Here is a 24,596-nt window from a genome sequence, read left to right as displayed (position 1 = left end):
GCGTCCGGCCGTCTCTCCAACCCGTCCCACCGTCTCTCCAGTGTGTCACAAGCGCCTCAGCAGCGCCGGTGAAGGGGTATTTACGGATTAGGTCTGGGACCTGCAACCCCCAATCTGAAAAAACTTTGCATTTCTTAACAGAAACTTCTCTAGGTTAATGAAAACAACAGGTTAGCTTAATAATTCTCTCTTCCGAGCCGGTAACGGACCGCACGGAATGGGGGAAAGAACAGCCCCTGGGCGGAATCGTACCCAATGCTGGGTATGCGCCCGGAACCGGGGCAAACAAAACGCCGCCCGAGTCTCCTCGGACGGCGCAAATTCTGCGAAGGTCGCAGGCTTACTTCAGATCGAACCTGTCTGCATTCATGACCCTGTTCCAGGCCGAGACGAAGTCGCAGACAAATTTGCCTTCTGCGCCTGCCTGACCGTAGACCTCGACCAGAGCCCGCAGCTGCGAGTTGGAGCCGAAGACCAGATCGACGCGGGTACCGGTCCACTTGACCTCACCGCTGGCGCGGTCCCGACCTTCATAGACGCCTTTGCCCGCGGGTTTCCATTCGGTGCCCATGTCCAGCAGGTTGGTGAAGAAGTCGGTGCTGAGCGTGCCGACGCGGTCGGTCAACACACCATGCTTGGTGTCACCAAAATTGGCGCCGATCACGCGCAGACCGCCAACCAGCGCGGTCATTTCAGGCGCCGACAGCGTCAGCAGCTGGGCTTTGTCGACCAGAAGCTCTTCGGGCGAAACCGAATAATCCGTCTTCTGATAGTTGCGGAAGCCGTCGGCCTCGGGCTCGAGCACGGCAAAGCTGTCCACATCGGTTTGATCTTGCGTCGCATCGGTACGGCCCGGGGTGAACGGAACCTCAACCTCCTGACCGCCGGCCTTGGCGGCCTGTTCGACACCCACATTACCGGCCAGAACGATCACGTCGGCCAGAGACACTTTCTTGCCCCCGGATTGTGCGCCGTTGAACGCCGCCTGAACGCCCTCAAGCGCGGTCAGTGCCTTGGCCAGCTTCATCGGTTCGTTCGCGTCCCAGTCTTTCTGCGGAGCAAGACGGATACGTGCGCCATTGGCACCGCCGCGCTTGTCCGAGCCGCGGAAGGTCGAGGCCGAAGCCCATGCGGTCGAAACCAGCTCGGACACCGAGAGGCCAGTGGCCGCGATCTTAGCCTTCAGCTCGGCCACATCCGCGTCACCGATCAGCTCGTGATCCACGGCGGGGACATTGTCTTGCCACAGCAGTTCCTCGGCCGGAGATTCCTCGCCGATGTAATTCGAACGCGGGCCCATGTCGCGGTGGGTCAGTTTGAACCATGCACGGGCGAAAGCGTCAGCGAATTCTTCCGGGTTCTCGTGAAAACGCTTTGAGATCGGACCATAGATCGGGTCCATGCGCATCGCCATGTCGGCGGTGGTCATCATGGTTTTGACCTTCTTCGACGCGTCATGCGCCGCCGGGGCCATGTCTTCTTCTTTGACATTCACCGGTTCCCAAATCCACGCGCCCGAGGGGCTTTTGGTCAGGTTCCAGTCATATCCGAACAGCAGGTCGAAATAGCCGTTATCCCATTGGATCGGATTTGCGGTCCAGGCGCCTTCGATCCCTGATGTCGTGGTATCGTCACCCTTGCCGGACCCAAACTTGTTGATCCAACCAAAGCCCATCTCTTCGATCGGGGCGGCTTCGGGTTCGGGGCCGACCAGATCGGGATCGCCCGCGCCATGCGCCTTGCCGAAGGTGTGACCACCAGCAACCAGAGCAACGGTTTCCTCGTCATTCATCGCCATCCGGCCAAAGGTGTCGCGGATGTCACGACCCGAAGCCAGAACGTTGGGCTCTCCGTCCGGACCTTCAGGGTTTACATAGATCAGGCCCATCTGCACTGCGGCCAGAGGGTTTTCCAGATCGCGCTCACCGGAATACCGGCTCTGCGGATTGTCGGTCGGGGCCAGCCATTCTGTCTCGGTTCCCCAATAGATGTCTTCTTCGGGGGCCCAGATATCGGCACGGCCACCGGCAAAACCAAAGGTTTTGCCACCCATGGATTCGATGGCGCAGTTACCTGCCAGGATCATCAGGTCAGCCCAGGAAATCTGGTTTCCGTATTTTTGCTTGATCGGCCACAGCAGACGACGCGCCTTGTCGAGGTTACCGTTGTCCGGCCAACTGTTGAGCGGCGCAAAACGCTGGTTCCCGGTCGAGGCCCCGCCACGGCCATCTGCCGTCCGGTAGGTGCCTGCACTATGCCAGGCCATCCGAATGAACAGACCACCATAATGGCCATAATCCGCCGGCCACCACTCCTGTGAATCCGTCATCAACGCATATAGGTCTTCTTTCAGCGCCTTCATATCCAGCTTTTTGAACTCTTCGGCATAGTCGAAATCCGAACCCAGAGGATTCGAAGCCGCTCCGTGCTGGTGCAGGATCGACAGGTTTAGCTGGTTCGGCCACCAATCCCGGTTGGAACGAGTTCCAGCGCCGTGCATCACAGGGCATCCGCCTGCTTTGGGGTTATCACTTCCGTCCATATCGGTCTCCAATCCTAGCTAATATCCGGCGATCTTGCGCAGTGAAATTCGTGGTAATCAAGAACACAGATTCAAGACACGTCTTCCCCATCCAAATACGCTGAGCATCTGGCAAGGGTATCGGTATTCCTGAAGTCCTGACCTAGTCAGAAATAGCAAATTGCATTCATGCATAAAAGTTTTGTTTAATGATGAAAACCATAGGAAATAATTATGAAGAGAACATCCCCGGATCCCGCGCAATCGGAGCAATTTTCAAATCCCTGAATAACCTTGGGTCACATATAGACCACAGCCCTTGTTTTTCATCCGTATGCGACCACTGTCTTTATGAACGACACGAGCGCGGGTTCTTTTGTTCGGATCCGCGCCTAATACAGATTGACCGGCGTATTTGACTGCCGGTTCCGAAAATTTTTGGAGTCTGAATGCAATTTGATTATGTAATTGTCGGCGCAGGATCCGCCGGTTCGGTTCTTGCCGGTCGTCTGAGCGAAGATCCTGGAATACGTGTCTGCCTTCTTGAAGCCGGAAACGGCGGCAACGGCATGCTTACCAGATTGCCCGCGGCAACAGTGGCCTCGCTGCCGGGGCGGCCGAAAATCAACAACTGGGCATTTGAAACCGTGGCCCAACCGGGGCTGAACGGCCGCAAAGGATATCAGCCGCGCGGCAAGACGGTGGGCGGGTCCAGCGCGATTAACGCAATGTTGTACGTCCGGGGTCAGCGTCAGGACTATGATGGCTGGGCTGAACTGGGCTGTGCCGGTTGGGACTGGGACAGCGTCCTTCCCTATTTCAAGATGTCCGAACATAACGAAGATGGTGCCGACGACCATCACGGCGACAGCGGCCCTCTGCACGTGTCAAACCAGAAACAGCCGCGCCCGATCACGCTTGCCTTTATCGAGGCCGCCGAACAGATGCAGCACCGCCGAAGCCGGGACTTCAACCGGGGCGATAACGAGGGCGTTGGTCTGTATCAGGTCACACAGTTTCACGACCCCTCGAAGAATGGTGAGCGATGCTCGGCAGCGGCAGCCTATGTCTTTCCGGTCATGGACCGCCCAAACCTGACGGTCATTACCGACGCCCATGCCAAAGAGCTGACCTTTGAAGGAAAGCGGGCCACCGGTGTGGTGTACAGGAAAAAGGCCAAAGGTGCGGATATCACTGTCTCCGCCAGGCGCGAGGTTCTGGTTTGCGCCGGTGCACTTCAAACTCCGCAGTTGTTGCAGCTATCCGGGATTGGTGCCGCTGATGATCTGGTCAAACATGGGATCGAGGTGCGGCACGACCTGCCGGGCGTTGGCAAGAACCTGCAGGACCATCTGGATTTCACGCTGCTCTATAAAACCCGGGACACCAACACATTCGGCATCGGTGCCGCTGCCGCACTGAATTTGGCAGGACATATTTGGCGCTGGCGTAAGACCGGTAAGTCGATGGCGGCCACGCCATTTGCCGAGGGCGCCGCGTTTCTGAAAACCTCCCCGGCTTTGGATCGCCCCGACATCCAGCTGCACTTTGTCATTTCCTTGGCCGATGATCATGCAAGGAAGCTGCATTATGGCTATGGGTTCGGCTGCCATGTGTGCAAATTGCGCCCAGAAAGCCGTGGCACGGTCGGGCTGCACAGCGCCGATCCTTTTGCCGCTCCGGCCATTGATCCGGCTTACCTGTCCGATGACCGCGATCTGGACACGCTGATCAAGGGCGCGCGTATGACCAAAGACATTCTGCACGCGCCGGCCTTCAGTAAATTCCGGCACAAAGCGATGTACGGCATGGATGACGCTCAGACCGATGCGGATTGGGAGCACCATATTCGCGCTCGCGCCGATACGATCTATCACCCGGTCGGAACCTGCAAAATGGGTGTGGATGCGATGGCCGTGGTTGACCCCGAACTGCGCGTGCGCGGGATCGAGGGGCTGCGCGTGGTCGATGCATCGGTCATGCCTACTCTGGTTTCGGGAAACACCAACGCCCCAACCATCATGATCGCCGAGAAAGCCGCGGACCTGATCAAAGCCACCGCCCGATAAGGGCTCAGCCGTCCTTCATCAGGGCCTGCAGTCCAGCGCGGTAATCCGGATACAAAAGCCGGATACCCAGTTCATCCTTGATCCGGTCATTCCTGACCCGCTTGTTTTCATTATAGAAACTTCGGGCCATCGGGGACATATCGGCCTGGTCGAACGGAACCGCAGCGGGCAGAGGCAGGCCTTGCAGTTCAGCCGCATAGGCGATGACATCCTGTGGCGGCACCGGCTCATCGTCACAGACATTGTAAATCGCACCTGGGTTCGGCGATGCCATCGACGCCGCAAGCACCTGCGCGATGTCCGCCACATGGATGCGCGAGAACACCTGCCCCGGTTTGATTATGCGGCGCATTCCCACCCGTTTAAGTTTGGAAAATGGGCCGCGCCCGGGGCCATATATCCCGGCAAGGCGAAAGATGTGGACGGGCAGGCCCGGAATGTCTTGCCATTGTGTCTCGGCCCGGACGCGCCACCTGCCGCGCTCGGCCATTGGTGAAGGAAGGGTCGCCTCGTCCACCCAACCGCCTTTGTGGTCCCCATAGACTGCGGTTGTGGAAAGGTATCCGACCCAATCGAACTGACCTGCGCGGTCAGCGATTTCGTCGCCAAGCGCCGTTAGCACCGGATCTCCGCCCGCATTCGGCGCGGTCGAAATCAACAGATGTGTTACCCCGTCCAAATCAACCTTCTGACCGGGCCAGATCACCGGTTTGGCACAGGATGCGCGGACCGCACCCGATTGCGCCGGATCGCGCGTAGTTCCGAATACGCGCCAACCCGCCGGTTCAAGATGCCGCGACAGGGCCTGCGCCGAATATCCGTGACCGAATGAAAAGAGTATCTTAACCATATCCTTCTTGATGATCGCCAATGGTCCAAGATGCAAGCACCCGCCACTGGATACTTGATTCGAATCCCCACATACGCCTTTCATGAGTCATGAGTACAAAATCGCCCGACCTGCATGCAGCTTATGCGCTAGACAGCCCCGAGGACCATAAACGGCTTTATGCTGAATGGGCTGGCGACTATGATGACGGTTTTGCGGCGCGCGAGGACTATCAGTTGCATATCCACACCGCCCGCGCCTTTGTCAGCGCCGGGGGACAGGGTCCGGTTTTGGATGTCGGTGCAGGCACCGGGCTTTGCGGTGCGGTACTGGCCGGGTTGGGCGTTGGTCCGATCGACGCCACCGATATCAGCGCCGAGATGCTGGATCAGGCCCTGCGCAAAGACATCTACCGCGACGCGATTGAGGCTGACCTGAACCAGGGCATCCCGGTCCCGCGCGACAGCTATTCGGGCATTGTGTCCTCGGGCACATTTACCCATGGCCATCTCGGCCCCGAGGCCCTGCCCGCGCTGTTGAACGTGGCCCGGTCAGGCGCGCAATTCGCTCTGTCGATTAACGCGAAACACTACGAATCTCTGGGATTTGCTGACGCCCTGCACCAGCTTGCCCATGGGCAGATACAAAACCTGTCCCTGCCCGAAGTTCGAATCTACGGCGACCTGGCTGCCGGGCCCAACCGGGACGATACCGCCCTTATCGCAATGTTCGAGAAGATCTGATCTTAGCAAAGTGCCTGGGCGACCTGATTAACGCCCCATTCTGGAATGCCTTGCAGTTAGTGATCATAGTGTCGAGCGTCCAATTATGGTACCATATTGAGATTATTTCGTTCGTTTGAGGATACTCATGGCACTTATTCATTACGTAGATCTCGCAGACAGCCCTGCTGCTTTTAATTCCGACAACTTCATCCGGTTGCGTCCAACACATGGTGATAGTGAACCGACCAACGCGCTTACAATCCGCATTGACAAGAAAAGGTTTCACTCAGGCTCAACATCCGAAGATATCATTTCGCAACTGATGGCCGCCACTGCTCTGATCAAGCTGACGACACCCGTGGGCAAGCCTGTCTGGATCGGCAAGGACAGGCTGATCGACGTTGTGCAATCGTCCCCAAGCCTGCATCACCCAGAAACCAATTCTGTCCTGACGCTTCACGTCAAGAATGAACCAACCAACGGCCCCTCAATTGATCAGCAGGTTCGCGAAACAGTTGCCGAGGTCGAGGCGTTGTTCAACGGTTCGTAGTTCCGCTCAGCGCCCTTTCCAGACCGGGTCGCGTTTCTCGGCAAAGGCGCGCGCGCCTTCGAGGTTGTCTTCAGAACCATATAGAATGTCCACCGTCGGCAACTGCCGCCCGGTGATCCGGTTCATGGCATCCTGAAACTTGGAATCTTCGGCGTCGCGCACGATCTCTTTGATCGCCGCGTAAACCAGCGGGGGGCCGCTGGCCAATAAACGGGCCAGTTCCCATGCCCGGTCTAAAAGCTGATCACCTGGGACGATCTCGTTGATCAGGCCCCACCCTTTTGCCTCAACCGGATCGAACCAGCGGCCAGTCAGCAGCAGTTCCATCGCGATATGGTAGGGGATGCGTTTTGGCAGCTTTAAACTGGCCGCATCAGCCACGGTGCCCGACCGGATTTCGGGCAGGGCAAAGCTGGCATGCTCTGCAGCGATGATCATATCCGCACTCAGCGCCAGTTCCAGCCCGCCACCACAGGCAATCCCGTTCACCGCGGCGATGACAGGCTTGTTCATATCCCGCAGTTCCTGCAGCCCGCCAAAACCGCCGACTCCATAATCTCCGTCCACGGCGTCTCCGTCCGCTGCGGCCTTCAGGTCCCACCCCGGGCAAAAGAACTTTTCGCCACCACCGGTCAGGATGGCCACGCGCAACTCTGGGTCATCGCGGAATTCGCGGAACACTTCACCCATGATCCGGCTGGTGGCCAGATCAATGGCATTTGCCTTGGGTCGGTCCAGAGTGACCTGCAGAATCGCGCCATCGCGCTTGGTTTTAACCGGGTTCATATACGTGCCTTTCGGATCAGAGCATCCACGGCCACAGCGCCATCGGGATTGCAGATGAGTGGATTGATTTCAACTTCGCTGACATGGGCTGCATTGGCAATAACATAGGCTTGCACAGCGTCGGCTGCATTCAGGATCGCCTCGGTATCCGCCGCCGGTTTACCGCGATACCCCGCAAGCAACGGCGCACAGTTCAGCTTGCCCAGCGCCTGACGGACCACGTCCCGGGATGACGGGATCAGCACTGAAACACTGTCGCGCAGAATTTCGGTCAGCACGCCTCCAGCCCCTAGCGTCAGAACATAGCCATGGGCCGGATCACGGGTGACGCCGATCAATAACTCGGCAACACCGCCTTGGGCCATCTCTTCGATCAGAACTTCGTCGGTTCCAAGCTCGGTCGCAACCGCGCTCAGATCGTCCAAGCCGACGCCAAGGCGCACCGCACCATGTTCGGATTTATGCGCAAGCCCGACGCCCTTGACCGCGAAAGGCGCGGTCAGATTCGATGCAGCATGCGCAGCCTGGTCCGGACGCGTCACTACGGATTGAGGAATCCGCAGACCATGATCTGCCAGCGCCCGTTTGGCCTCTGCTTCGGTCAAGACATGGTCTGCCTCAGCCTGCGAGGGCAACAGTACCGGATCAGCCGGTGCCGCAACCGGCCGCGCGGCGGCCTCAACCGCAGCCAAGGCTTCATGCAGACCGGCAAAGGGCACCACACCGCCGTCCAGCAGGCGCTGCGCCACATCCTCGGGCATCAGTTCGGGCAATGTCGCGGCAACGGCAAAGGGTCGCCCGGTCCGGGCAGCGCAGTTCAACGCCGCTTGGGTGGCGCACTCCCAATCCGACGCGTCGGTATGAGGATAGTCGACAATCGCAATGGTTATGGCCTGTTCCGGCCCGGTCATCGCCGACCACGCGCGGGTCATCGCTTCGGTATCGCGCCATATATAGGTGTGGTAGTCCAGCGGGTTCGCCAACGCCACCATGGGCCCCAAAGCTGCGCGCAGGTCAGCTTGCTGCACCTTGGTCAATGGCGGGAAATGCAGATCGCGTCCCTCGGACATATCTGCGGCTAGGCTGGCTTCACCGCCCGAGCAGCTGATGGTACCCAACCCGCTGCCGCGCAATCGTCCCGTAACATGCAACAGCTTCAGACATTCCAAAAAGCTGGGAATGTCGTCCAACCGTGCGATTCCCAACCGGTCCAAAAAAGCCTGCGCGCCCGCATCACTACCTGCCAAAGACGCGGTATGCGAAATCGTCGCCGCCTGCGCATGGGACGAGCGGCCCATTTTCAAAGCAACGACCGATACGCCCCGTCTGCGTGCCTTGTCGGCCAAAGCCTCCCATTTTCGCAGATCGCCAAACCCCTCGATATGAACACCGATAGCGGTGATCCGGTCGTCGTCCAGAAGTGTTGAGGCAACGTCAGCCTGATGTGTCTGCGCCTGATTCCCGCAGGTCAGCATGAACGCCAGCGGCAGGGCCCGGCGTTGCATGGTCATGTTGATTGCAATATTCGAACTTTGCGTCAGGATCGCTACGCCTCGTTCCACCGGTTGCATCCCATGCTGATCCGGCCAGACTGCGACTTGATCCAGCCCGTTGACGAAACCATAGCAATTGGGACCCAGAACAGGCATTTCCCCGGCGGCTGCAATCAACTGGTCCTGCAGATCGGCGCCCAGATCATCCTCGGCTCGCGCCTCGGTGAACCCCGACGCGAAACAAACCGCACCCCCTGCCCCGATCGCTGCCAGCGCCTGAACCGCCTCGATTGTTGCATGACGATTGATGCCCACAAAGGCCACATCCGGGGCCGTGGGCAAATCCTCGAGCCGCGCAAAAACGCGCTCTCCGGCGACCTCGGCGGCTTTGGGGTGGACCGGCCAGATATCGCCTTGAAACCCGAACTTGCGCGCCTGTTGAATGACTGACGTGCACCAAGCCCCACCACCGATCACAGCAATGGAGCTGGGGTTCAACGCCCGTGCCAGCGCCGTTGTCATGCGCCAAGTGCCCGCAACAGCTCACGACTGATGATGTGACGCTGAATCTCGCTGGTACCGTCCCAGATGCGTTCGACACGCGCATCGCGCCAGAACCGTTCCAGCGGGTAATCGTCCATCAGCCCCATGCCGCCATGTACCTGAATCGCGGCGTCAGTCACCCGTGCCAGCATTTCGGACGCATAGAGCTTGGCCGAGGCAATCTCGCGGTTTGCAGGCAGCCCTTTGTCCAGCCGGTCGGCCGCTGCCAGCGTCAACAGGTCAGCGGCATCGATTTCGGTGATCATGTCAGCGATCTGGAATGACACGCCCTGGAACTTGCCGATTTTCTGACCGAATTGTTCACGCGTGGCTGCATAGTCCAGCGCATAGTCAAAGGCGCGACGTGCGCGTCCGACCGACATGGTCGCCACGGTGATGCGGGTGGCATATAGCCAGGTATTCATCACCTCGAACCCGCCATCGACCTCGCCCAACACCTGACTGTCGGGCAGGCGACAATCGTCAAAATCCAGGACCATGTTCTTATAGCCCCGGTGGCTGACCGATTTATACCCGTCCCGGATGGTGAATCCCGGCGTGCCGCGATCCACAAGAAAGGCTGTGATCCGTTTCTTTGGACCTTTTGGCGTCTGATCTTCACCCGTCGCGATGAAAACGATGATGAAATCGGCATGCTCCGCGCCCGAGATGAAATGTTTGGTCCCGTTGACGACCCAATCTCCGCCGTCTCGAACTGCGGCACATTTCATACCACGCACATCCGAACCTGCACCTGGTTCGGTCATCGCCAGTGCATCCATCCTTTCGCCCCGAACTGCGGGCATCAGATAGCGTTCGACTTGCTCGCCCTCGCAGGCCATCAGGATGTTTTGCGGACGGCCAAAGAAGTGGTTCAAGGCCATCGATCCCCGGCCCAGTTCGCGCTCGACCAGTGCAAATTCCCGATGGTTCAGCCCGGCACATCCGACGCTTTCGGGAAAATTGCAGGCATAGAAACCCAATTCAATTGTCTTGCGCTTGATCTCATCCGCTATTTCCTGCGGAACCTCGCCGGTACGTTCAACCAGCTCTTCATGTGGATAGATCTCTTTCTCGACGAAACTGCGAACAGTCGCGGCGATCATCTCTTGCTCGTCGGTCAGGCCATATTGCATCTGCGGTCTCCACATCTGGGGCTTGCGATATCGTGGCCCGGGTTGCAAAGTTCATCGTGCAGAAATAGACGTTAACCATGCGAAGATGGACAAAATCGCCTTCCGCGATGCAGCAATTCGGGGTCCTGCTTTTTGATGGGTTTTCAAACCATTGCCTTGCCAACACGGTCGAACCCCTGCGTGCGGCCAATTCGCTGGCTGGACGAAAACTGTATGACTGGGAATTCCTGTCGCTGACAGAAGGGCCGGTCACATCATCCTCGGGGTTGCAGGTTACGCCGCACGCAAGACTGCAATCTGCCCGCGGCGGTACATTGATGGTGATGCCATCATATGGGTTTCGCGCGCATGGCGGCTGGCCGACGCTGACCGGATTGCGATCCGCCGCAAATCGCTATGACGTTCTGGCTGGGCTGGACACCGGAAGCTGGCTGCTGGCGCTGGCCGGACTGCTGGACGGGTATCGCGCCACCATCCATTGGGAAGAGCTGACCAGCTTTACCGAGCGATTCCCCGAGGTCGACGCCCAGCGCGAGCGCTATGTCATCGACCGGAACCGCATCACCTGTTCCGGCGCCATGGCCGCGTTTGACCTTGTGCTGCATCTGATCGGTCAGGACCATGGGCAGGCGCTGGCCCTTGAGGTGGCGCAGCTGTTCATGACCCGCGATTCCGCGCGGTCGCATTCCGGCGGGGCCGGGGCGACCACCGGCTATGTAAACAAGGCCCTGGCGCTGATGCAGGAAAATCTTGAAACCCCGCTGCCCATTACGGATATCGCCAGACAGGTCGGACGCTCACACAAGGCATTGTCGACACGAATGCAGGCCGAACTGGGTGCTGGTCCGGCTCAGGTTTATCGCCGCTTGCGCCTGAATTTGGCGCGGAAGCTGGTGGCAGAAACCGACCTGACTGTCAGCGAGATCGCCCTGCGGGCCGGATACGACGATCCCAGCGCCTTGACCCGCGCCTTCCGGGCCGAATTCGGGATCACCCCCCGTGCCTTACGGGTCGGCTAGGTATACATCTGCTTTTTATAAGCCCGCGTGCGCGTCGTCGCCTCGGCCGAGCCGTCATGATAGGTGCCAAACCACTTGTCGAACGGGATCTCTGAGGTGCCATAGTTGCACTCGAAATACCGGTGATGCAGCTGGTGGAAAAAATCGCCTGCGCGGGCGGCCTCGGTCTCCCCGGCTTTCAGCTTTTCGAACCCGGAATGGGACAGAACCGGGCTGACCTGCTGGAAATAGGCGTGGAATAACAGATGCATCGGGTGCGACGGCACGATCAGGTGGATGAAATAGGTGGTGAAGTACAACAGGTTCTCAAACCAATGGTTTGAAATCCCCGACCACGGCCCGATATTGACGTTGCGGTGATGCACGGCGTGGACATATTTATAGAGCTTCGGGTGATGCTCCAGCCGATGCACCCAATAGAAATGCAGCCCCGACCACATGGGGATGAGCAACATCCAGACCATAAACCAGACCGGCGCGGTGGACCATGTGACCGTGGGCACATAGCCATTGGCCATCGCCCAGTAGATACCCCATTGGTAAATCGTGGCGACACTCATGGCGCTGCCCAGGGTCCACCAGATATTGTCCCAAACCTGATTGCGAAAGGTAAAGGTCCCATTGTCCCGGGTCAGGTCCCGGCGGTCGAATTTCTTGTACATGCCCTGCCCTTTGCGCATGTACAGCCACCAATGCAGCCCGCCCGCGACCAGAGTTTGTGGAATCATGTTCAGCAACCAGATACGGAACATCCAGCCGGGCTGAAAGGCTTTCATAGTCTCTAATACAGGGAAAAACAGCACATAGACCGTTACAGCAAGCCCCATGCACAGCGTCAGAGAAGTAATTTGCAGCCACGCGCCACCATACCACCTCAACACCGCTGATGGGCGGAGTGGCCAGTTGAACAACGGGTTCAAGGCCACCGGCCCCTGAGGGTGATAGTGCCAGCGGGCTGCTTCGGGATTTTGATCAGAATCCGTCATCCGGGTATCTCGTCAGCTTGCGTAATCCGAGCCTTCAGCATCCAACAGCGCTTTGATCTCACGCAGATGTGCCTCGGCCTGATCGGGATAATCTTCCAACTCCTGCGCGGTCTTTTCCGCAATCTCGTCTGACAAAACGCGCAGTGGTTGGCCCGTCTGTAAGGCACGGATATACGTTTCAGCAGCGCGTTCGAAATAATAGAGTCTATTAAAGGCATCTGCCGGGTTACTACCCAAAATCAAAACCCCATGATTACCCATGATCATGACTTTCTTTTTTGGGTCTGCCAGCATGGTTGCGCAACGTTCCCCCTCGCTTTCGAAAGCAAGTCCACCAAATTCGTGATCGACCACATAACGGTTGTAAAACGTAGTGGTGTTCTGATCGATCGGCGGCAATGTGCTGTCGGCCAGCGAGGCCAGAACCGTGGCAAAGATGGAATGCACATGCATTACACAGCGGGCATGAGGACAGTGCCGGTGAATCGAACCATGCAGGCCCCATGCAGTTGGGTCCGGTGCGCCGGGTTGGGTCATGACATCAGCGTCTTTGGCATCCAGAAAAAGCAGGTTCGATGCTTTTACTCGTGCAAAATGCATCTGATTGGCGTTCATCAAGAATTGTGTGCCGTCCTGATTCACCGCCAAGCTAAAATGGTTTGCGACCCCTTCGTGCATATTCAGACGTTCAGCCCATCGAAATGTAGCCGCCAGATCCACACGTTCAGGCCAATGGTCAATATTGGGGCGCAAGCTGGCAACGCTCATTTCCGTCTCCTGTCAGCGGATTGCTTGATTGGAAAATCGTGCCCGCAGTAGAAAAAATTGACCAACGAAAAAATCGCGCCTATTTCATAAGCTGAACTAATGGCCAGGTTATGCCCATGCAAAAACAGCTGCCCCCGTTGGGTTGGCTTCGGACTTTCGAGGCCGCGGCCCGCCACTTGTCCTTTACCGCGGCAGCGCGCGATCTAAACATGACACAAAGTGCAGTCAGCCAGCAAATCAAGTCGCTTGAGGCCTATCTTGGCCAACCGCTTTTCCTGCGCCGTCCCCGCGCACTTGAATTGACCGGGGCCGGGATCAGCTATCTCCCTGTCGTGCGTGAGGCATTTCGCACATTACTGCGCGGAACGCGGGCCGTGACCGGGGCCCAGCAGAACGCGGTGCAGGTACAATGCAACATCACTTTTGCGGTCAACTGGCTGGCCCCTCGCCTTCCAATGTTTCAGGCCGAACACCCGTCTGTACAGCTGAACATATTCACCGAGTTGTGGGAGCCCCGGGAAATGGCGGAGGGGGCTGCGGTAGAAATTCGATTTTCGCTCAGACCTTCGGACACGGTGCGAACCGAACTGCTGCGATCCGATCATTATTATCCGGTTTGCGCGCCGGGCTATGAGGTGTCGCTGGATACACTACAGCGAACCCCCTTGTATGACTGCTCAAACCTGCTGTCGAATTGGCAGAATTGGATCGAAGATCAGGGTCTAATTTGGGAAAATCCTCCGATCACATATTCCACCACCTATCTGGTCAGCCTGTCGGTTGCGATGGCCGGGGGTGGCTTGTGCCTGACGCATGACACAATCGCGCGCGACTTGATTGATGAAGGTCGATTGGTTGCACCATTCGAATATCGCGCAGTTGTACCAGAGGCTTATTACCTGTTGCTGTCGCCTCAGGCAGAAGAGTCACCAGGAGCGATTGCCTTTGCCGAATGGGTCCGGCGCGAGATTGCGAAAACGTTCCCTGGCTAGGCCGTGGCTCTCCTGCCTAGCATAGCGGCTCTTACGGGACCTTCACGGGGCTAGGCACAACACCGCTGACGCGCTGCATGACGGAATCATGATAACTGCCGAGCAGGGGTTGCACCTTTCCGTGCGTTCGGGAAAGTTGGGCCATGGAATTCACACCTTTCCCAAGCTGGCCCGATACCGCCCCCCGTTTGATCGCTGTCGCCGCAGGGCGTCAAGCCGCTGACCTTGTTGTCCGCAGCGGGATCTGGGTTAACGTGCACAGCCGCGAAGCCCTGCCCGATCATGACATCGCGATTGTCGATGGACGTATCGCCTATGTTGGCCCCGATGCTTCGCACTGCGTCGGCCCGAACACCCGGATCATCGAGGCAGAGGGGCGGTATATGCTGCCCGGCCTGTGCGACGGGCATATGCATATCGAATCAGGAATGCTGACCCCGGCCGAATTTGCGGGGGCCGTTATCCCTCATGGCACGACAAGCATGTTCACTGACCCGCACGAAATAGCCAACGTGCTGGGCCTGGACGGCGTTCGAATGATGCATGACGAGGCGCTGATGCAGCCCGTTAACATTTTCACCCAGATGCCTTCTTGCGCGCCGTCGGCGCCAGGGCTTGAGACCACCGGTTATGAGATCACCCCCGAAGACGTGGCCGAGGCGATGAACTGGCCGGGCATCATCGGACTGGGCGAGATGATGAATTTCCCAGGCGTCATTCATGGCGATCCCAAGATGCTGGCCGAGATTGCCGCGACCCAACGGGCAGGGAAAACCGTTGGCGGGCACTATGCTTCGCCTGATTTAGGGCCTGATTTCGCAGCTTATGTCGCAGGCGGCCCTGCCGACGACCACGAAGGCACCTGCGAGGCCGATGCCATCGCGCGGGTGCGTCAAGGGATGCGGTCGATGATGCGATTGGGATCGGCCTGGTATGACGTGGAAACTCAGATTACCGCCATCACCGAGAAAGGGTTGGATTCTCGAAACTTCATCCTGTGCACGGATGATTGCCATTCTGGTACCCTGGTCAATGAAGGGCATATGAACCGCGTGGTGCGCCATGCGATTGCCTGTGGCTGTGACCCTTTGGTGGCGCTGCAGATGGCAACGATCAATACAGCTACGCATTTCGGGTTGGAGCGCGATATCGGCTCGATCACGCCCGGGCGCCGGGCGGATATCATCCTCAGCTCGGACCTGAAGGACCTGCCCATCGAGCTTGTCATAGCGCGCGGCCAAATCGTGGCAGAGGACGGCAAGATCACTGTGGACTGCCCGCATCTGAATTGGCCTGCAGCCGCTCGAAACACCGTGCATCTGGGCCATGCCCTGACCAGCGCGGATTTTCAGATCGAGGCCCCTAAGGGGGCGAACCGCGTTCAGGCCAATGTGATTGGTGTGGTCGAAAACCAGGCCCCGACCAAAGCGCTAAAGGCCGAACTGCCCATCATTGGCGGCCTGGTTGAAGCCGAGGGTGAGGTCTGCCAGATTGCGCTTGTCGAACGCCACCGCGCAACGGGCGGGGTCACAAATGCCTTTGTCTCGGGGTTTGGATATCAGGGGCGCATGGCAATGGCTTCGACCGTTGCCCATGACAGTCACCATATGATTGTTGTTGGGACCGACCGCGAACAGATGGCCCTTGCCGCAAATCGGCTGGCCGAGATCGGCGGTGGCATCACGATTTTCCGAGACGGTGAGGAACTGGCGCTGGTGGAACTGCCCATCGCTGGACTGATGTCTGATAGCCCGGCAGCCGAAGTGGCCGCCAAGGCCGAACAAATGGTTCGGGCCATGCAGGCCTGTGGCTGTAAACTGAACAACGCCTATATGCAGCACTCATTGCTGGCCCTGGTGGTGATCCCGGAATTGCGGATCTCGGATGTCGGGCTGGTGGATGTGCGCAAATTTGAAAAGATCGATCTTTTGGAACCCCTTGCATGACAATAATACGAGCACCTAAGGCCCCCGCGCCCGAGAACTTCACCGATCCCGCAGCCGCGGTCGCAAGGTTGGAAGAATTGTACGAGCAAGCCACCAGCTTCCTGTGCGAGAACTTTGCTAATGTGATCGAGCACGGAGCACCAACTGAACGCTTCAGAGCCTATTACCCGGAAATTCGCATCAAAACCTCCTCCTATGCGCGGGTCGACAGCCGGCTAAGTTTTGGTCACGTCTCGGAACCGGGCATCCACTCGACCACTGTAACGCGGCCAGATCTGTTCCGGTCCTATTTGACCCAACAGATTGCCCTTTTGATCAGAAACCATGACCAGCCGGTCACGATCGGGGCTTCGGACACACCCATTCCGGTTCATTTCGCCGTGGCCAACAATCCTGATCTGATCGTTCCGCATCAGGGCGCCGCCGGATTTACCCTGCGCGATGTATTCGACGTACCGGACCTGACAACCACCCATGACGACATCGTCAATGGCGTCCATGACCACGAGGAAGAAGACGGCCCGCTGTCTTTGTTTACTGCGCAAAGGGTCGACTATTCACTGGCCCGTCTGGCGCATTACACTGCGACTGATCCCAGTCATTTCCAGAACCATGTGCTGTTCACCAACTATCAGTTCTACGTCTCGGAATTCGAAAACTATGCACGCGCGCAGCTGGCCGAACCAGACAGTGGCTATACCAGCTTTGTCTCGACCGGAAATGTCGAGATCACCACCGAAGGCGGAGCGCTGGAACAACCCCTGAAGCTGCCGCAGATGCCGACCTATCACCTAAAGCGGGCGGATGGATCGGGTATCACGCTGGTCAACATCGGCGTCGGCCCGTCGAACGCCAAAACCGCGACCGATCATATCGCCGTGCTACGCCCACATGCCTGGCTGATGGTTGGCCACTGTGCCGGGCTGCGCAACACACAGGCATTGGGCGATTTTGTTCTGGCCCATGCCTATCTGCGCGAAGACAAGGTTCTGGATGATGACCTGCCCGTCTGGGTGCCGATTCCGCCTTTGGCCGAGGTTCAGGTTGCGCTGGAACAGGCTGTAGCCGAGGTCACCGAGTTGGAAGGTTATGAGCTGAAACGGGTCATGCGCACAGGCACCGTCGCTTCGGTCGATAACCGCAACTGGGAACTGCGCGACCAGTCCGGCCCGGTACAGCGGCTCAGCCAATCACGGGCAATCGCGCTGGATATGGAAAGCGCGACCATTGCCGCCAACGGCTATCGGTTCCGTGTTCCCTATGGCACGTTGCTCTGTGTTTCAGACAAGCCGCTGCACGGCGAATTAAAGCTTCCTGGCATGGCCTCTGCCTTCTATACCACGCAGGTCAGCCGCCATCTCGCGATCGGAATTCGTGCAATGGAGCACCTGAGGGGCATGCCGCTGGAGCGCCTGCACAGCCGGAAATTGCGTTCCTTTGATGAAACGGCCTTTCTCTGAAGCAAAAAAGCAACGAATTCCCCCTATTTTTAGGGTTTTCGACGCTACTATTCGTTGTGTTCACCTACAATATCCCGTTACAGTTACGCGGTGAGGCCCTATTTATCGGGCACGTTAAGGAGACCAAGAAATGGCAAAGCCTATGACAAAGACTCAGCTGGTTGCTGCTCTCGCTGAGGAAATGGGAACCGACAAGAAAGCTGCGAACACTGCGCTGGAGGCCATGACCGGCCTGATCACCCGCGAAGTGTCGGCGGGCGGCGCGGTGACCCTGCCTGGTGTCGGCAAAATCTACTGTCGCGAGCGCCCCGAGCGCATGGTGCGTAACCCTGCCACCGGCGAGCAGTTCAAGAAAGAAGCCGACAAAGTGGTCAAAATGACCATTGCGAAGGCGCTGAAGGACAGCGTGAACGGCTGATCCCAGCTTTCACCGCAAAACGATCAAGGGCCGCCGCTTGGGGGCCCTTTTTCTTTTACCCCCCTATTGAAGCCAGTTTTTTATAAGGATTTGGGAGGCCGGCCGTGGTCAGACTGGTGTTATGCAATCTGAGATCAGCGAAGAATAAACGTAGCGCCGCGCTCATTGGCTGGGTGCGCAACAGGACCGGTGGCCTAAGCTGGCGAATGCCACAAATTCGCGAGGCTGGCCCCGTCACAGAGCAAGAACGGACAATATCCGGTCGACTTTCGGACCAGTAATTTGTTTTGCCGCACTCGCCCCAAAAGAAATTCATTCTCGGCGATGGATGTTTTGATTGGCTCATCCGAACCAATTTTTAGTCATGTGTCACCTTTCTAAGCGAGTGAATTGTCTAAAGTTCGGAAAATAAATGATTTCATTAGATATCTTGGCGACCCCGGCAGGATTCGAACCTGCAACCTGCCCCTTAGGAGGGAACCGTTCATAGCGTTATTCCTTCTTTGATTTCTGCTGCTTGGGTGTTTGTACAGGGTCTTCCTGTACATGGTTTGTACGAAAACGGGCCCTAACGTCGGCCTCATCCGTCTCTGCATGGGCATAGATGCGCATGGGCAAATTAGGGTCAGCCCAGCGACCAGCTTTTGCCGCAGTTACGGGATCAACACCCTGCCGGACAATTAATTCAGTGAAGAACCCATGACGCCCTGCTTGGTGCGCGGAAAGATATTGGATGCCTGCACGCTTACAGATTGTCTTCCAGCGTGTGTTGTACCCGGTCGAGCTGCCATAGCCAAAAACGCGCGGCTTCATGAATTTACCGGTCTTGCGGTTCTTGGGTCGCTTTGGTGGCAAGGCCAGCAGTTCGTCCATCATCTCTGGCGATACCGTGATCCAGCTCTCGGGGTGTCCCTTCTGGGCCTTCACTCTGACCTTGTTCTCGGCGGGCCGCAAATCATGAGGCTCTAACGAAACAGCCTGATCGATCCGCGCCGCCGTCTCGAACATGAACCGCACCAAAGCAGCGTTGTACGGATCAGCAGCGCTACAAAACGCCTCGATCCACTCCTTATCCGCTGGGGTGCGCTCCACACGGCTCGGTTTACTACGTCGCTTGTCTTGAGCGATCCGCTCAAAATTGTCGTAAGACTTTATGCGGATCATTGGCGTGTTCTTCAGGTCATGGGCATTGTTGATGACTGCACTGGCAGGCGTGACAATTTCCCGCCACCATGTGTCTGTACAGGCATCTGGTTTTAGGCTTGGTCCCAGTTCCTTGAGCATCCTGCCCGAGATCGCGGACAAAGGCAGATCGCCAATCTCTTCAACGATTGGAATAAGCTGCTTTGCTGCTTTCGGGGATGCTTTGTAGATCAAAATCGCGTCAGAGAAAGTCATGCGCGGTTCATCCCCGAAAACGTATCGGTGAATCTGTGCCTCTGTTTCGCGGGCTACCCAGTCCCGTGCGCCTGCTTCTGTAGATGCCTTAGTGCTTCGCCGGTATGGGCCTGCGATACGCCTGCCGTTGTACTCGACCCAGCCCTTCGCCCAGTAAATCCGACCCCTCTTGTAGATTTCGAGCGGCATGACTGACCTCCTTCAAAAATTGTATCGATCTGCGCGGGTGTGATCAGCATCGTCCGGCCAAGCCGATAGAACGCGCCCGTCTCATTTGCCCGCTCTCGCAGTGTGCGTTCGGAAATTTCAATCCCTCGCTCTGCCATGATCTCAACCCATTGTGCTGGCGTCTTGCCAAGCCCTAGGATTTGCGAGCTGTCTGTTTTGTCGATTTCTGCCATTTCAGTCATCCTTATCCGTTTGGGTTGAATTTTCTGTACGCATGGAATCGCTTGTTCTGCACCTTCTGACGTGGTCAGATGGGTTGAAACGTAAATGTACGTCATTTTGTGCTATGTTTATACAAAAGTGCGCAATGGTCAATTAGGAAACTTGCATGCCGCGAGAAGATGCCGAATTGTTTGCTGAGATAGGCGCACGCCTAGCGATCTGTCGCAGTGAAATAGGCGTATCTCAGGCCGCGATGGCCGAAGCCATTGGCGTCTCGCATAGGGCTTACCACAGCTACGAAAAAGGAAAGCGCGGCGTCCCTGTCGAAGCCCTGATCAAGATGCAGGACAAGTACGAGGTTGACGTCGCTTGGTTGCTGCTCGGCACGGAATCAATCCGCGCAGGTCACGATTTCGATGCTCTGAAAAGAATTGAGACATCTCTCGATCAGCACCTGGAGAGCGCCAACATCAAGATCAAAAGTGAGAAGCGCGGGGCAATCGTTGCGCGCTGGTATGAATCACTCGTCAAGGGTCGGGAAGTATCAAATGATGAAGTCCACACCTGGATTGAATTCGCAAGGGAGTAACCAAATGCAACCACCAAGCGACAACTGGAAGCGTATCCGCCGGGCGGCTTTGGAACGGGCGCAACGAAATGCAATTGAGCCCTTCGCTCCGCTTTACACCGTCTACATGTGTGTCTGTGCTGTGTATCTTGCAGGCTTTGTCCACTTTAAGTTCTTGGCTCATGGCGCGGAGCTCAACTTGCTCACGGCATCATTACTTATCACTGCGGCAATTGCTGGCATGCTTGTGCCGCTCCTGACCGGATCGGTGATTACCCTTCACTTCGCCAGCCGAAGACTCGAACGGCTCGTAGCCGAATAACGCACATTTCAAAATAACGATTACAATCGAAGGACGACCCGCCACATGGCTGAAGGCATTGAAAAGACCCTATTTGCAGCCGCTGACAAAATGCGCGGTGCCATGGACCCCGGCGAATACAAACACGTGGCGCTCGGCCTGTTGTTCCTCCGCTATGTCTCGGCAGCGTTTGAAACCAAACGTTCCGAATTTTCCAAGGATGAATACATCAACCTTGAAGATCCCGAGGAGTACGAAGCCGAAAACATCTTTTGGGTGCCGGAGAAAGGCCGTTGGGACAGGCTCGCCGCCAATGCCAAGGCAAACGACATCGGCGTGCAGGTCGACGACGCAATGCGCGAGATCGAGAAGTCCAACCCATCGCTACAAGACGCGCTGCCCAAGGTCTTTGGCCGCGCCAATCTGGACCGCGCTATCGTCACCGGCCTGATCGAGATGTTCACAAACCTTGAACTGCATGGCACCAAATCTGACTTCGACCTGATCGGGCGTATCTACGAATATTTCATCGGCGAATTCGCCAGCTCCGAAGGCAAACGAGGCGGGGAATTCTACACGCCCAAAACCATCGTCTCGATCATGGTTGAAATGATGGAGCCGACGTCGGGCCGCGTCTATGACCCCTGCTGTGGCACGGGCGGCTTCTTTGTGCAGTCCGAGAAATTTATTGCCGCGCATCAGGGGCGCGTTGACGACATCGCGGTTTATGGGCAGGAACGCAATCACACCACTTTCCGCCTTGCCCGGATGAACCTTGCCATTCGCGGCATCTTTGGTGATCTGCGCTGGAACCAAGAGGGCACGCTTACGCGCAACGCTTTTCCGGATGAGCGGTTCGATTTCATCCTCGCCAACCCTCCTTTCAACATCTCTGACTGGAACGGCGAAGCCCTACGCGAGGATCAGCGCTGGCGCTTTGGCGCGCCGCCTATTGGAAACGCCAACTTTGCTTGGTTGGCGCATATCCACCACCACCTAAGCGCCAATGGCATTGGCGGCGTTGTCTTGGCCAACGGATCCATGTCGTCAATGCAATCGGGCGAGGGTGAGATCCGCCAGGCTATGGTGCAGCAAGACGCAGTGGATTGTATGGTTGCACTACCCAGTCAGCTGTTCTTTGGCACGCAAATTCCAGCTTGTTTGTGGTTTCTGGCCAAGGACAAATCCAATGGAACAGCGGCGGGAGGCAAACTGCGCGATCGTCGCGGCGAGGTGTTGTTCATCGATGCTCGCAAGATGGGCAAGCTCATTGATGGGTCGCGGAAGCAAAAGGAGTTCTCCGAGGGCGAGATCGCCAAGATAGCCCGCACTTATCACGCATGGCGGGGCGAAGCAGCGGCGGGTGATTATTCGGACGAGGCTGGGTACTGTGCGGCGGTCAAGCTCGCGGAAATTGCAAAGCACAATTACGTGCTGACCCCAGGCCGTTATGTGGGATCTGGAGTAGTGGAAGAGGACGACGAGCCATTCGAGGAAAAATTTCTTCGTTTGCGTGGGGAGTTGCAGGAGCAGTTTGCCGAAGGTCGGCGACTGGAATCCGAGATTGGAACGCGATTAGAGGCACTACTTTGATGATCGAAGATAGTATCTCACTCAAAGAAGCTTTGTGTTTTGTCGTCGATAATCGAGGTAAAACTGTTCCGACCGAGGAGACAGGGATCAAGCTAATTGCAACAAATTGCATCAGCAATTCTAACCTTTATCCAAGCTATATTAATCCACGCTACGTTTCTGCAGAAATCTATGAAAACTGGTTTCGTGCACATCCTGAACCAGGGGATATTATCCTGACCAACAAGGGTAGTAAGAATGGTGCAATCTGCTTAGTTCCAGATGAAGTCGATTTTTGCATTGCGCAAGATATGATGGCCCTGCGAGCTGATCCAAGTAAAATTGATCCTCTGTATTTGTTTGCGGCGTTACGGTCGAAGCAGGTTCAAGCTGAAATCAAGAATTTAAATGTCGACGGCGTCATACCCCACTTCAAAAAGACAGATTTCAACAATCTGTTCCTTCCTTTGCCGGGGATGTCAGAACAGGTCCAAATCGGCTTATTGCATTTCGCGTTGTGCAAGAAGATCGAGGTAAACCGCAAGATGGCTGCCAAGCTAGAAGCAATGGCGCGGGCACTGTATCGATCTTGGTTCGTGGATTTCGATCCTGTCCATGCCCGCAGCCAAGGCCTCCCCACCGCCCACATGTCCCCCACCACCGCCACCCTCTTCCCCGACCGCTTCAGCGAAGATGATTTACCGGAGGGGTGGAAGGAAAAGCCGCTGAGTAGCATTGCAGATTTCTTGAATGGTGCCGCACTCCAGAAGTTCCCGCCTATCGAGGGAGAGAAGGGGCTGCCGGTTATTAAAATTGCGCAACTCCGGAATGGTCTGACTGCAAACGGTCCAAAAGCGTCATGGGATCTGCCCGAAAAGTACAAAATCCAGGACGGCGACGTGCTGTTCTCGTGGTCGGGTTCCTTACTTCAGAAAGTATGGGCTGGAGGCGACGGTGCGCTTAACCAACACTTGTTCAAAGTGACTTCTTCCGTGGTACCCAAGTGGTTTCACTATTTTGCCGTCGATCATCATATGACTGACTTCCAGTCAATTGCGGCTTCCAAGGCGACCACAATGGGACACATTCAGCGACATCATCTAGACGAGGCTTTGGTTGTTCTTCCCTCGCCGGATGTGTTGGCCCACGCCGATCAGTTGATCGAGCCATTGTTTGAGAAATCGTTTCAGTGCGAACTGGAGAACCATGCGCTCGCAACTCTGCGCGACACGCTCCTCCCCAAACTCATGTCTGGCGAATTGCGCGTCGGTGCCGCCCGCGAACAGGTGGAGGAGGTGGTTTGATCAGTATCGCAGCCGGTGATTTTCGCGCATATTTACGGATTGTTGCTGACTGGGTGTGGCAACGGCAGGAAGCAGCCTTCTCTAAGGGGCTGAAGCTTCAGGAAGAGACAATCACCGAGATGCTCTTGTTGCGGATTGCTGAGCAAACCGAAGGGCTTGGTATTCACGTCAACATGTTCAACAAGATTGAAGAAGGTGGGCAAGCAGCTAAAGGCACGGCCCCTGCTAAGATTGGGAACGGGGCGGATTGGGAATGGTTTGTCGAAACACCAGACTGCATGGTTGGTTTCAGGGTACAGGCCAAGGTTCTATTTCGTGGAACAAACAAACGCGGCGGCTTCGTTCCAGGCCGCTATGACGGCCACAAGGTCGGGGGACCGCAGACGAGCGACCTCATCGCGATGGCAGGGGACATGAACCCCATCTACATTTTCTATAACCACGCTTCGATCAAAGACGTTCACCTGTTTCAGAAATCGGGGCCTCCGGATCATTTCGGTGAAACATGTTGGGGGTGTTCCGTCGCGACCGCTGACTTCGTTTCATCAAAGAAGAGCAACACACTCGCTACTCTGATCGAAGGGATGGTGCCATGGCATATCTTCTTCGGGATCGGCAAAACCTGCCGAACGAAAGAGGCCATGGCAGCAATGCCCGGTAATCAGAGGTTCCAACTGGCCAAGGAACGCCCAGACTGGGTCGATATGCTTCCAGCTGCAGACGCCGCAATCGATCGTGACGAGAGGTTTGGTTTGGTTGAGTTGATGGCAGAGCGGCGGCTTGCTGGTGTGGCCCACATTAAGATTGATGAATAGTGAGAGA

General features: G+C 56.9%; 22 protein-coding genes. 13 read left to right on the top strand and 9 right to left on the bottom strand.

Going from position 1 to position 24,596, the window contains the following annotated elements; genetic code table 11:
- Positions 1-340: 340 nt before the first annotated feature.
- On the bottom strand, positions 341-2,542 hold the full coding sequence (gene katG / locus AC2FH9_RS17670) for a catalase/peroxidase HPI (protein WP_496872424.1): 2,202 nt from the start codon (positions 2,540-2,542) through the stop codon (positions 341-343).
- 428 nt (positions 2,543-2,970) lie between these two features.
- On the opposite strand from katG, the gene AC2FH9_RS17665 reads away from it, so the two are divergent.
- On the top strand, positions 2,971-4,590 hold the full coding sequence (locus tag AC2FH9_RS17665; RefSeq protein WP_496872422.1) for a GMC family oxidoreductase: 1,620 nt from the start codon (positions 2,971-2,973) through the stop codon (positions 4,588-4,590).
- A gap of 4 nt (positions 4,591-4,594) precedes the next feature.
- Here AC2FH9_RS17665 and AC2FH9_RS17660 read toward each other — a convergent pair whose 3' ends face one another.
- Entirely contained in the window at positions 4,595-5,440 is an 846-nt protein-coding gene (locus AC2FH9_RS17660; RefSeq protein WP_496872421.1) for an SDR family oxidoreductase, read from the bottom strand.
- An 89-nt stretch (positions 5,441-5,529) separates the two neighbouring features.
- On the opposite strand from AC2FH9_RS17660, the gene AC2FH9_RS17655 reads away from it, so the two are divergent.
- Together AC2FH9_RS17655 and AC2FH9_RS17650 are read left to right on the top strand one after the other, a co-directional pair.
- Positions 5,530-6,162, top strand: coding sequence for a class I SAM-dependent DNA methyltransferase (locus AC2FH9_RS17655; RefSeq protein WP_496872420.1), 633 nt, complete (start codon positions 5,530-5,532; stop codon positions 6,160-6,162).
- 127 nt (positions 6,163-6,289) lie between these two features.
- Entirely contained in the window at positions 6,290-6,694 is a 405-nt protein-coding gene (locus AC2FH9_RS17650; RefSeq protein ID WP_496698988.1) for a hypothetical protein, read from the top strand.
- A 6-nt stretch (positions 6,695-6,700) separates the two neighbouring features.
- Here AC2FH9_RS17650 and AC2FH9_RS17645 read toward each other — a convergent pair whose 3' ends face one another.
- From AC2FH9_RS17645 to AC2FH9_RS17635, 3 genes are read right to left on the bottom strand one after another with little or no spacing between them, the layout of a single operon-like run.
- Entirely contained in the window at positions 6,701-7,480 is a 780-nt protein-coding gene (locus AC2FH9_RS17645; protein WP_496872415.1) for a carnitinyl-CoA dehydratase, read from the bottom strand.
- The gene (locus AC2FH9_RS17640; protein WP_496872413.1) at positions 7,477-9,495 is read right to left on the bottom strand and encodes an acetate--CoA ligase family protein; all 2,019 of its coding nucleotides are present in this window, start codon (positions 9,493-9,495) and stop codon (positions 7,477-7,479) included. The genes AC2FH9_RS17645 and AC2FH9_RS17640 overlap by 4 nt, the downstream gene beginning before the upstream one ends.
- The gene (locus AC2FH9_RS17635; RefSeq protein WP_496690501.1) at positions 9,492-10,652 is read right to left on the bottom strand and encodes an acyl-CoA dehydrogenase family protein; all 1,161 of its coding nucleotides are present in this window, start codon (positions 10,650-10,652) and stop codon (positions 9,492-9,494) included. Before AC2FH9_RS17635 ends, AC2FH9_RS17640 begins: the two co-directional genes overlap by 4 nt.
- A gap of 77 nt (positions 10,653-10,729) precedes the next feature.
- Here AC2FH9_RS17635 and AC2FH9_RS17630 point away from each other — a divergent pair, with 77 nt between their 5' ends.
- Positions 10,730-11,671: a GlxA family transcriptional regulator gene (locus AC2FH9_RS17630; RefSeq protein ID WP_496872410.1), complete on the top strand. Its 942-nt coding sequence runs from the start codon at positions 10,730-10,732 to the stop codon at positions 11,669-11,671.
- On the opposite strand, the gene AC2FH9_RS17625 is transcribed toward AC2FH9_RS17630, so the two are convergent.
- Positions 11,668-12,657 (bottom strand): sterol desaturase family protein, encoded by a 990-nt coding sequence (locus AC2FH9_RS17625; protein ID WP_496872408.1) that lies wholly within the window; start codon positions 12,655-12,657, stop codon positions 11,668-11,670. The genes AC2FH9_RS17630 and AC2FH9_RS17625 overlap by 4 nt on opposite strands.
- A gap of 12 nt (positions 12,658-12,669) precedes the next feature.
- Positions 12,670-13,425 (bottom strand): class II aldolase and adducin N-terminal domain-containing protein, encoded by a 756-nt coding sequence (locus AC2FH9_RS17620; RefSeq protein ID WP_142637575.1) that lies wholly within the window; start codon positions 13,423-13,425, stop codon positions 12,670-12,672.
- A 116-nt stretch (positions 13,426-13,541) separates the two neighbouring features.
- Here AC2FH9_RS17620 and AC2FH9_RS17615 point away from each other — a divergent pair, with 116 nt between their 5' ends.
- From AC2FH9_RS17615 to AC2FH9_RS17600, 4 genes are all read left to right on the top strand, one after another.
- On the top strand, positions 13,542-14,417 hold the full coding sequence (locus AC2FH9_RS17615) for a LysR family transcriptional regulator (RefSeq protein WP_496693079.1): 876 nt from the start codon (positions 13,542-13,544) through the stop codon (positions 14,415-14,417).
- A gap of 143 nt (positions 14,418-14,560) precedes the next feature.
- Positions 14,561-16,363 carry an adenine deaminase gene (gene ade / locus AC2FH9_RS17610; protein WP_496703618.1) on the top strand — a complete coding sequence of 601 codons (1,803 nt, stop codon included), beginning with the start codon at positions 14,561-14,563 and terminating at the stop codon, positions 16,361-16,363.
- Positions 16,360-17,823 (top strand): AMP nucleosidase, encoded by a 1,464-nt coding sequence (locus tag AC2FH9_RS17605; protein WP_496709953.1) that lies wholly within the window; start codon positions 16,360-16,362, stop codon positions 17,821-17,823. The genes ade and AC2FH9_RS17605 overlap by 4 nt, the downstream gene beginning before the upstream one ends.
- Positions 17,824-17,953: 130 nt before the next feature.
- A complete protein-coding gene (locus AC2FH9_RS17600; protein ID WP_142637567.1) occupies positions 17,954-18,241 on the top strand; it encodes an HU family DNA-binding protein in 288 nt (95 codons plus the stop codon).
- Positions 18,242-18,733: 492 nt separating this feature from the next.
- Here AC2FH9_RS17600 and AC2FH9_RS17595 read toward each other — a convergent pair whose 3' ends face one another.
- On the bottom strand, positions 18,734-19,639 hold the full coding sequence (locus tag AC2FH9_RS17595) for a tyrosine-type recombinase/integrase (protein WP_496872407.1): 906 nt from the start codon (positions 19,637-19,639) through the stop codon (positions 18,734-18,736).
- A 53-nt stretch (positions 19,640-19,692) separates the two neighbouring features.
- Positions 19,693-20,040 (bottom strand): DNA-binding domain-containing protein, encoded by a 348-nt coding sequence (locus AC2FH9_RS17590; protein WP_496872404.1) that lies wholly within the window; start codon positions 20,038-20,040, stop codon positions 19,693-19,695.
- Between the two features lie 155 nt (positions 20,041-20,195).
- Here AC2FH9_RS17590 and AC2FH9_RS17585 point away from each other — a divergent pair, with 155 nt between their 5' ends.
- From AC2FH9_RS17585 to AC2FH9_RS17565, 5 genes are read left to right on the top strand one after another with little or no spacing between them, the layout of a single operon-like run.
- Positions 20,196-20,618, top strand: coding sequence for a helix-turn-helix domain-containing protein (locus AC2FH9_RS17585; protein ID WP_496872402.1), 423 nt, complete (start codon positions 20,196-20,198; stop codon positions 20,616-20,618).
- Complete coding sequence (locus AC2FH9_RS17580; RefSeq protein WP_496872434.1) at positions 20,578-20,919, top strand: hypothetical protein; 342 nt, start codon at positions 20,578-20,580, stop codon at positions 20,917-20,919. Before AC2FH9_RS17585 ends, AC2FH9_RS17580 begins: the two co-directional genes overlap by 41 nt.
- A gap of 45 nt (positions 20,920-20,964) precedes the next feature.
- Positions 20,965-22,491 carry a type I restriction-modification system subunit M gene (locus tag AC2FH9_RS17575; protein ID WP_496872400.1) on the top strand — a complete coding sequence of 509 codons (1,527 nt, stop codon included), beginning with the start codon at positions 20,965-20,967 and terminating at the stop codon, positions 22,489-22,491.
- Entirely contained in the window at positions 22,491-23,774 is a 1,284-nt protein-coding gene (locus tag AC2FH9_RS17570; protein WP_496872398.1) for a restriction endonuclease subunit S, read from the top strand. The genes AC2FH9_RS17575 and AC2FH9_RS17570 overlap by 1 nt, the downstream gene beginning before the upstream one ends.
- A complete protein-coding gene (locus AC2FH9_RS17565) occupies positions 23,771-24,589 on the top strand; it encodes a DUF6615 family protein (RefSeq protein ID WP_496872396.1) in 819 nt (272 codons plus the stop codon). The genes AC2FH9_RS17570 and AC2FH9_RS17565 overlap by 4 nt, the downstream gene beginning before the upstream one ends.
- Positions 24,590-24,596: the final 7 nt, after the last annotated feature.

Source organism: Ruegeria sp. CDSC081, assembly GCF_059610485.1.
Note: the sequence above shows the minus strand (reverse complement) of the source record. Positions and strands in the feature narration are given on the sequence as shown.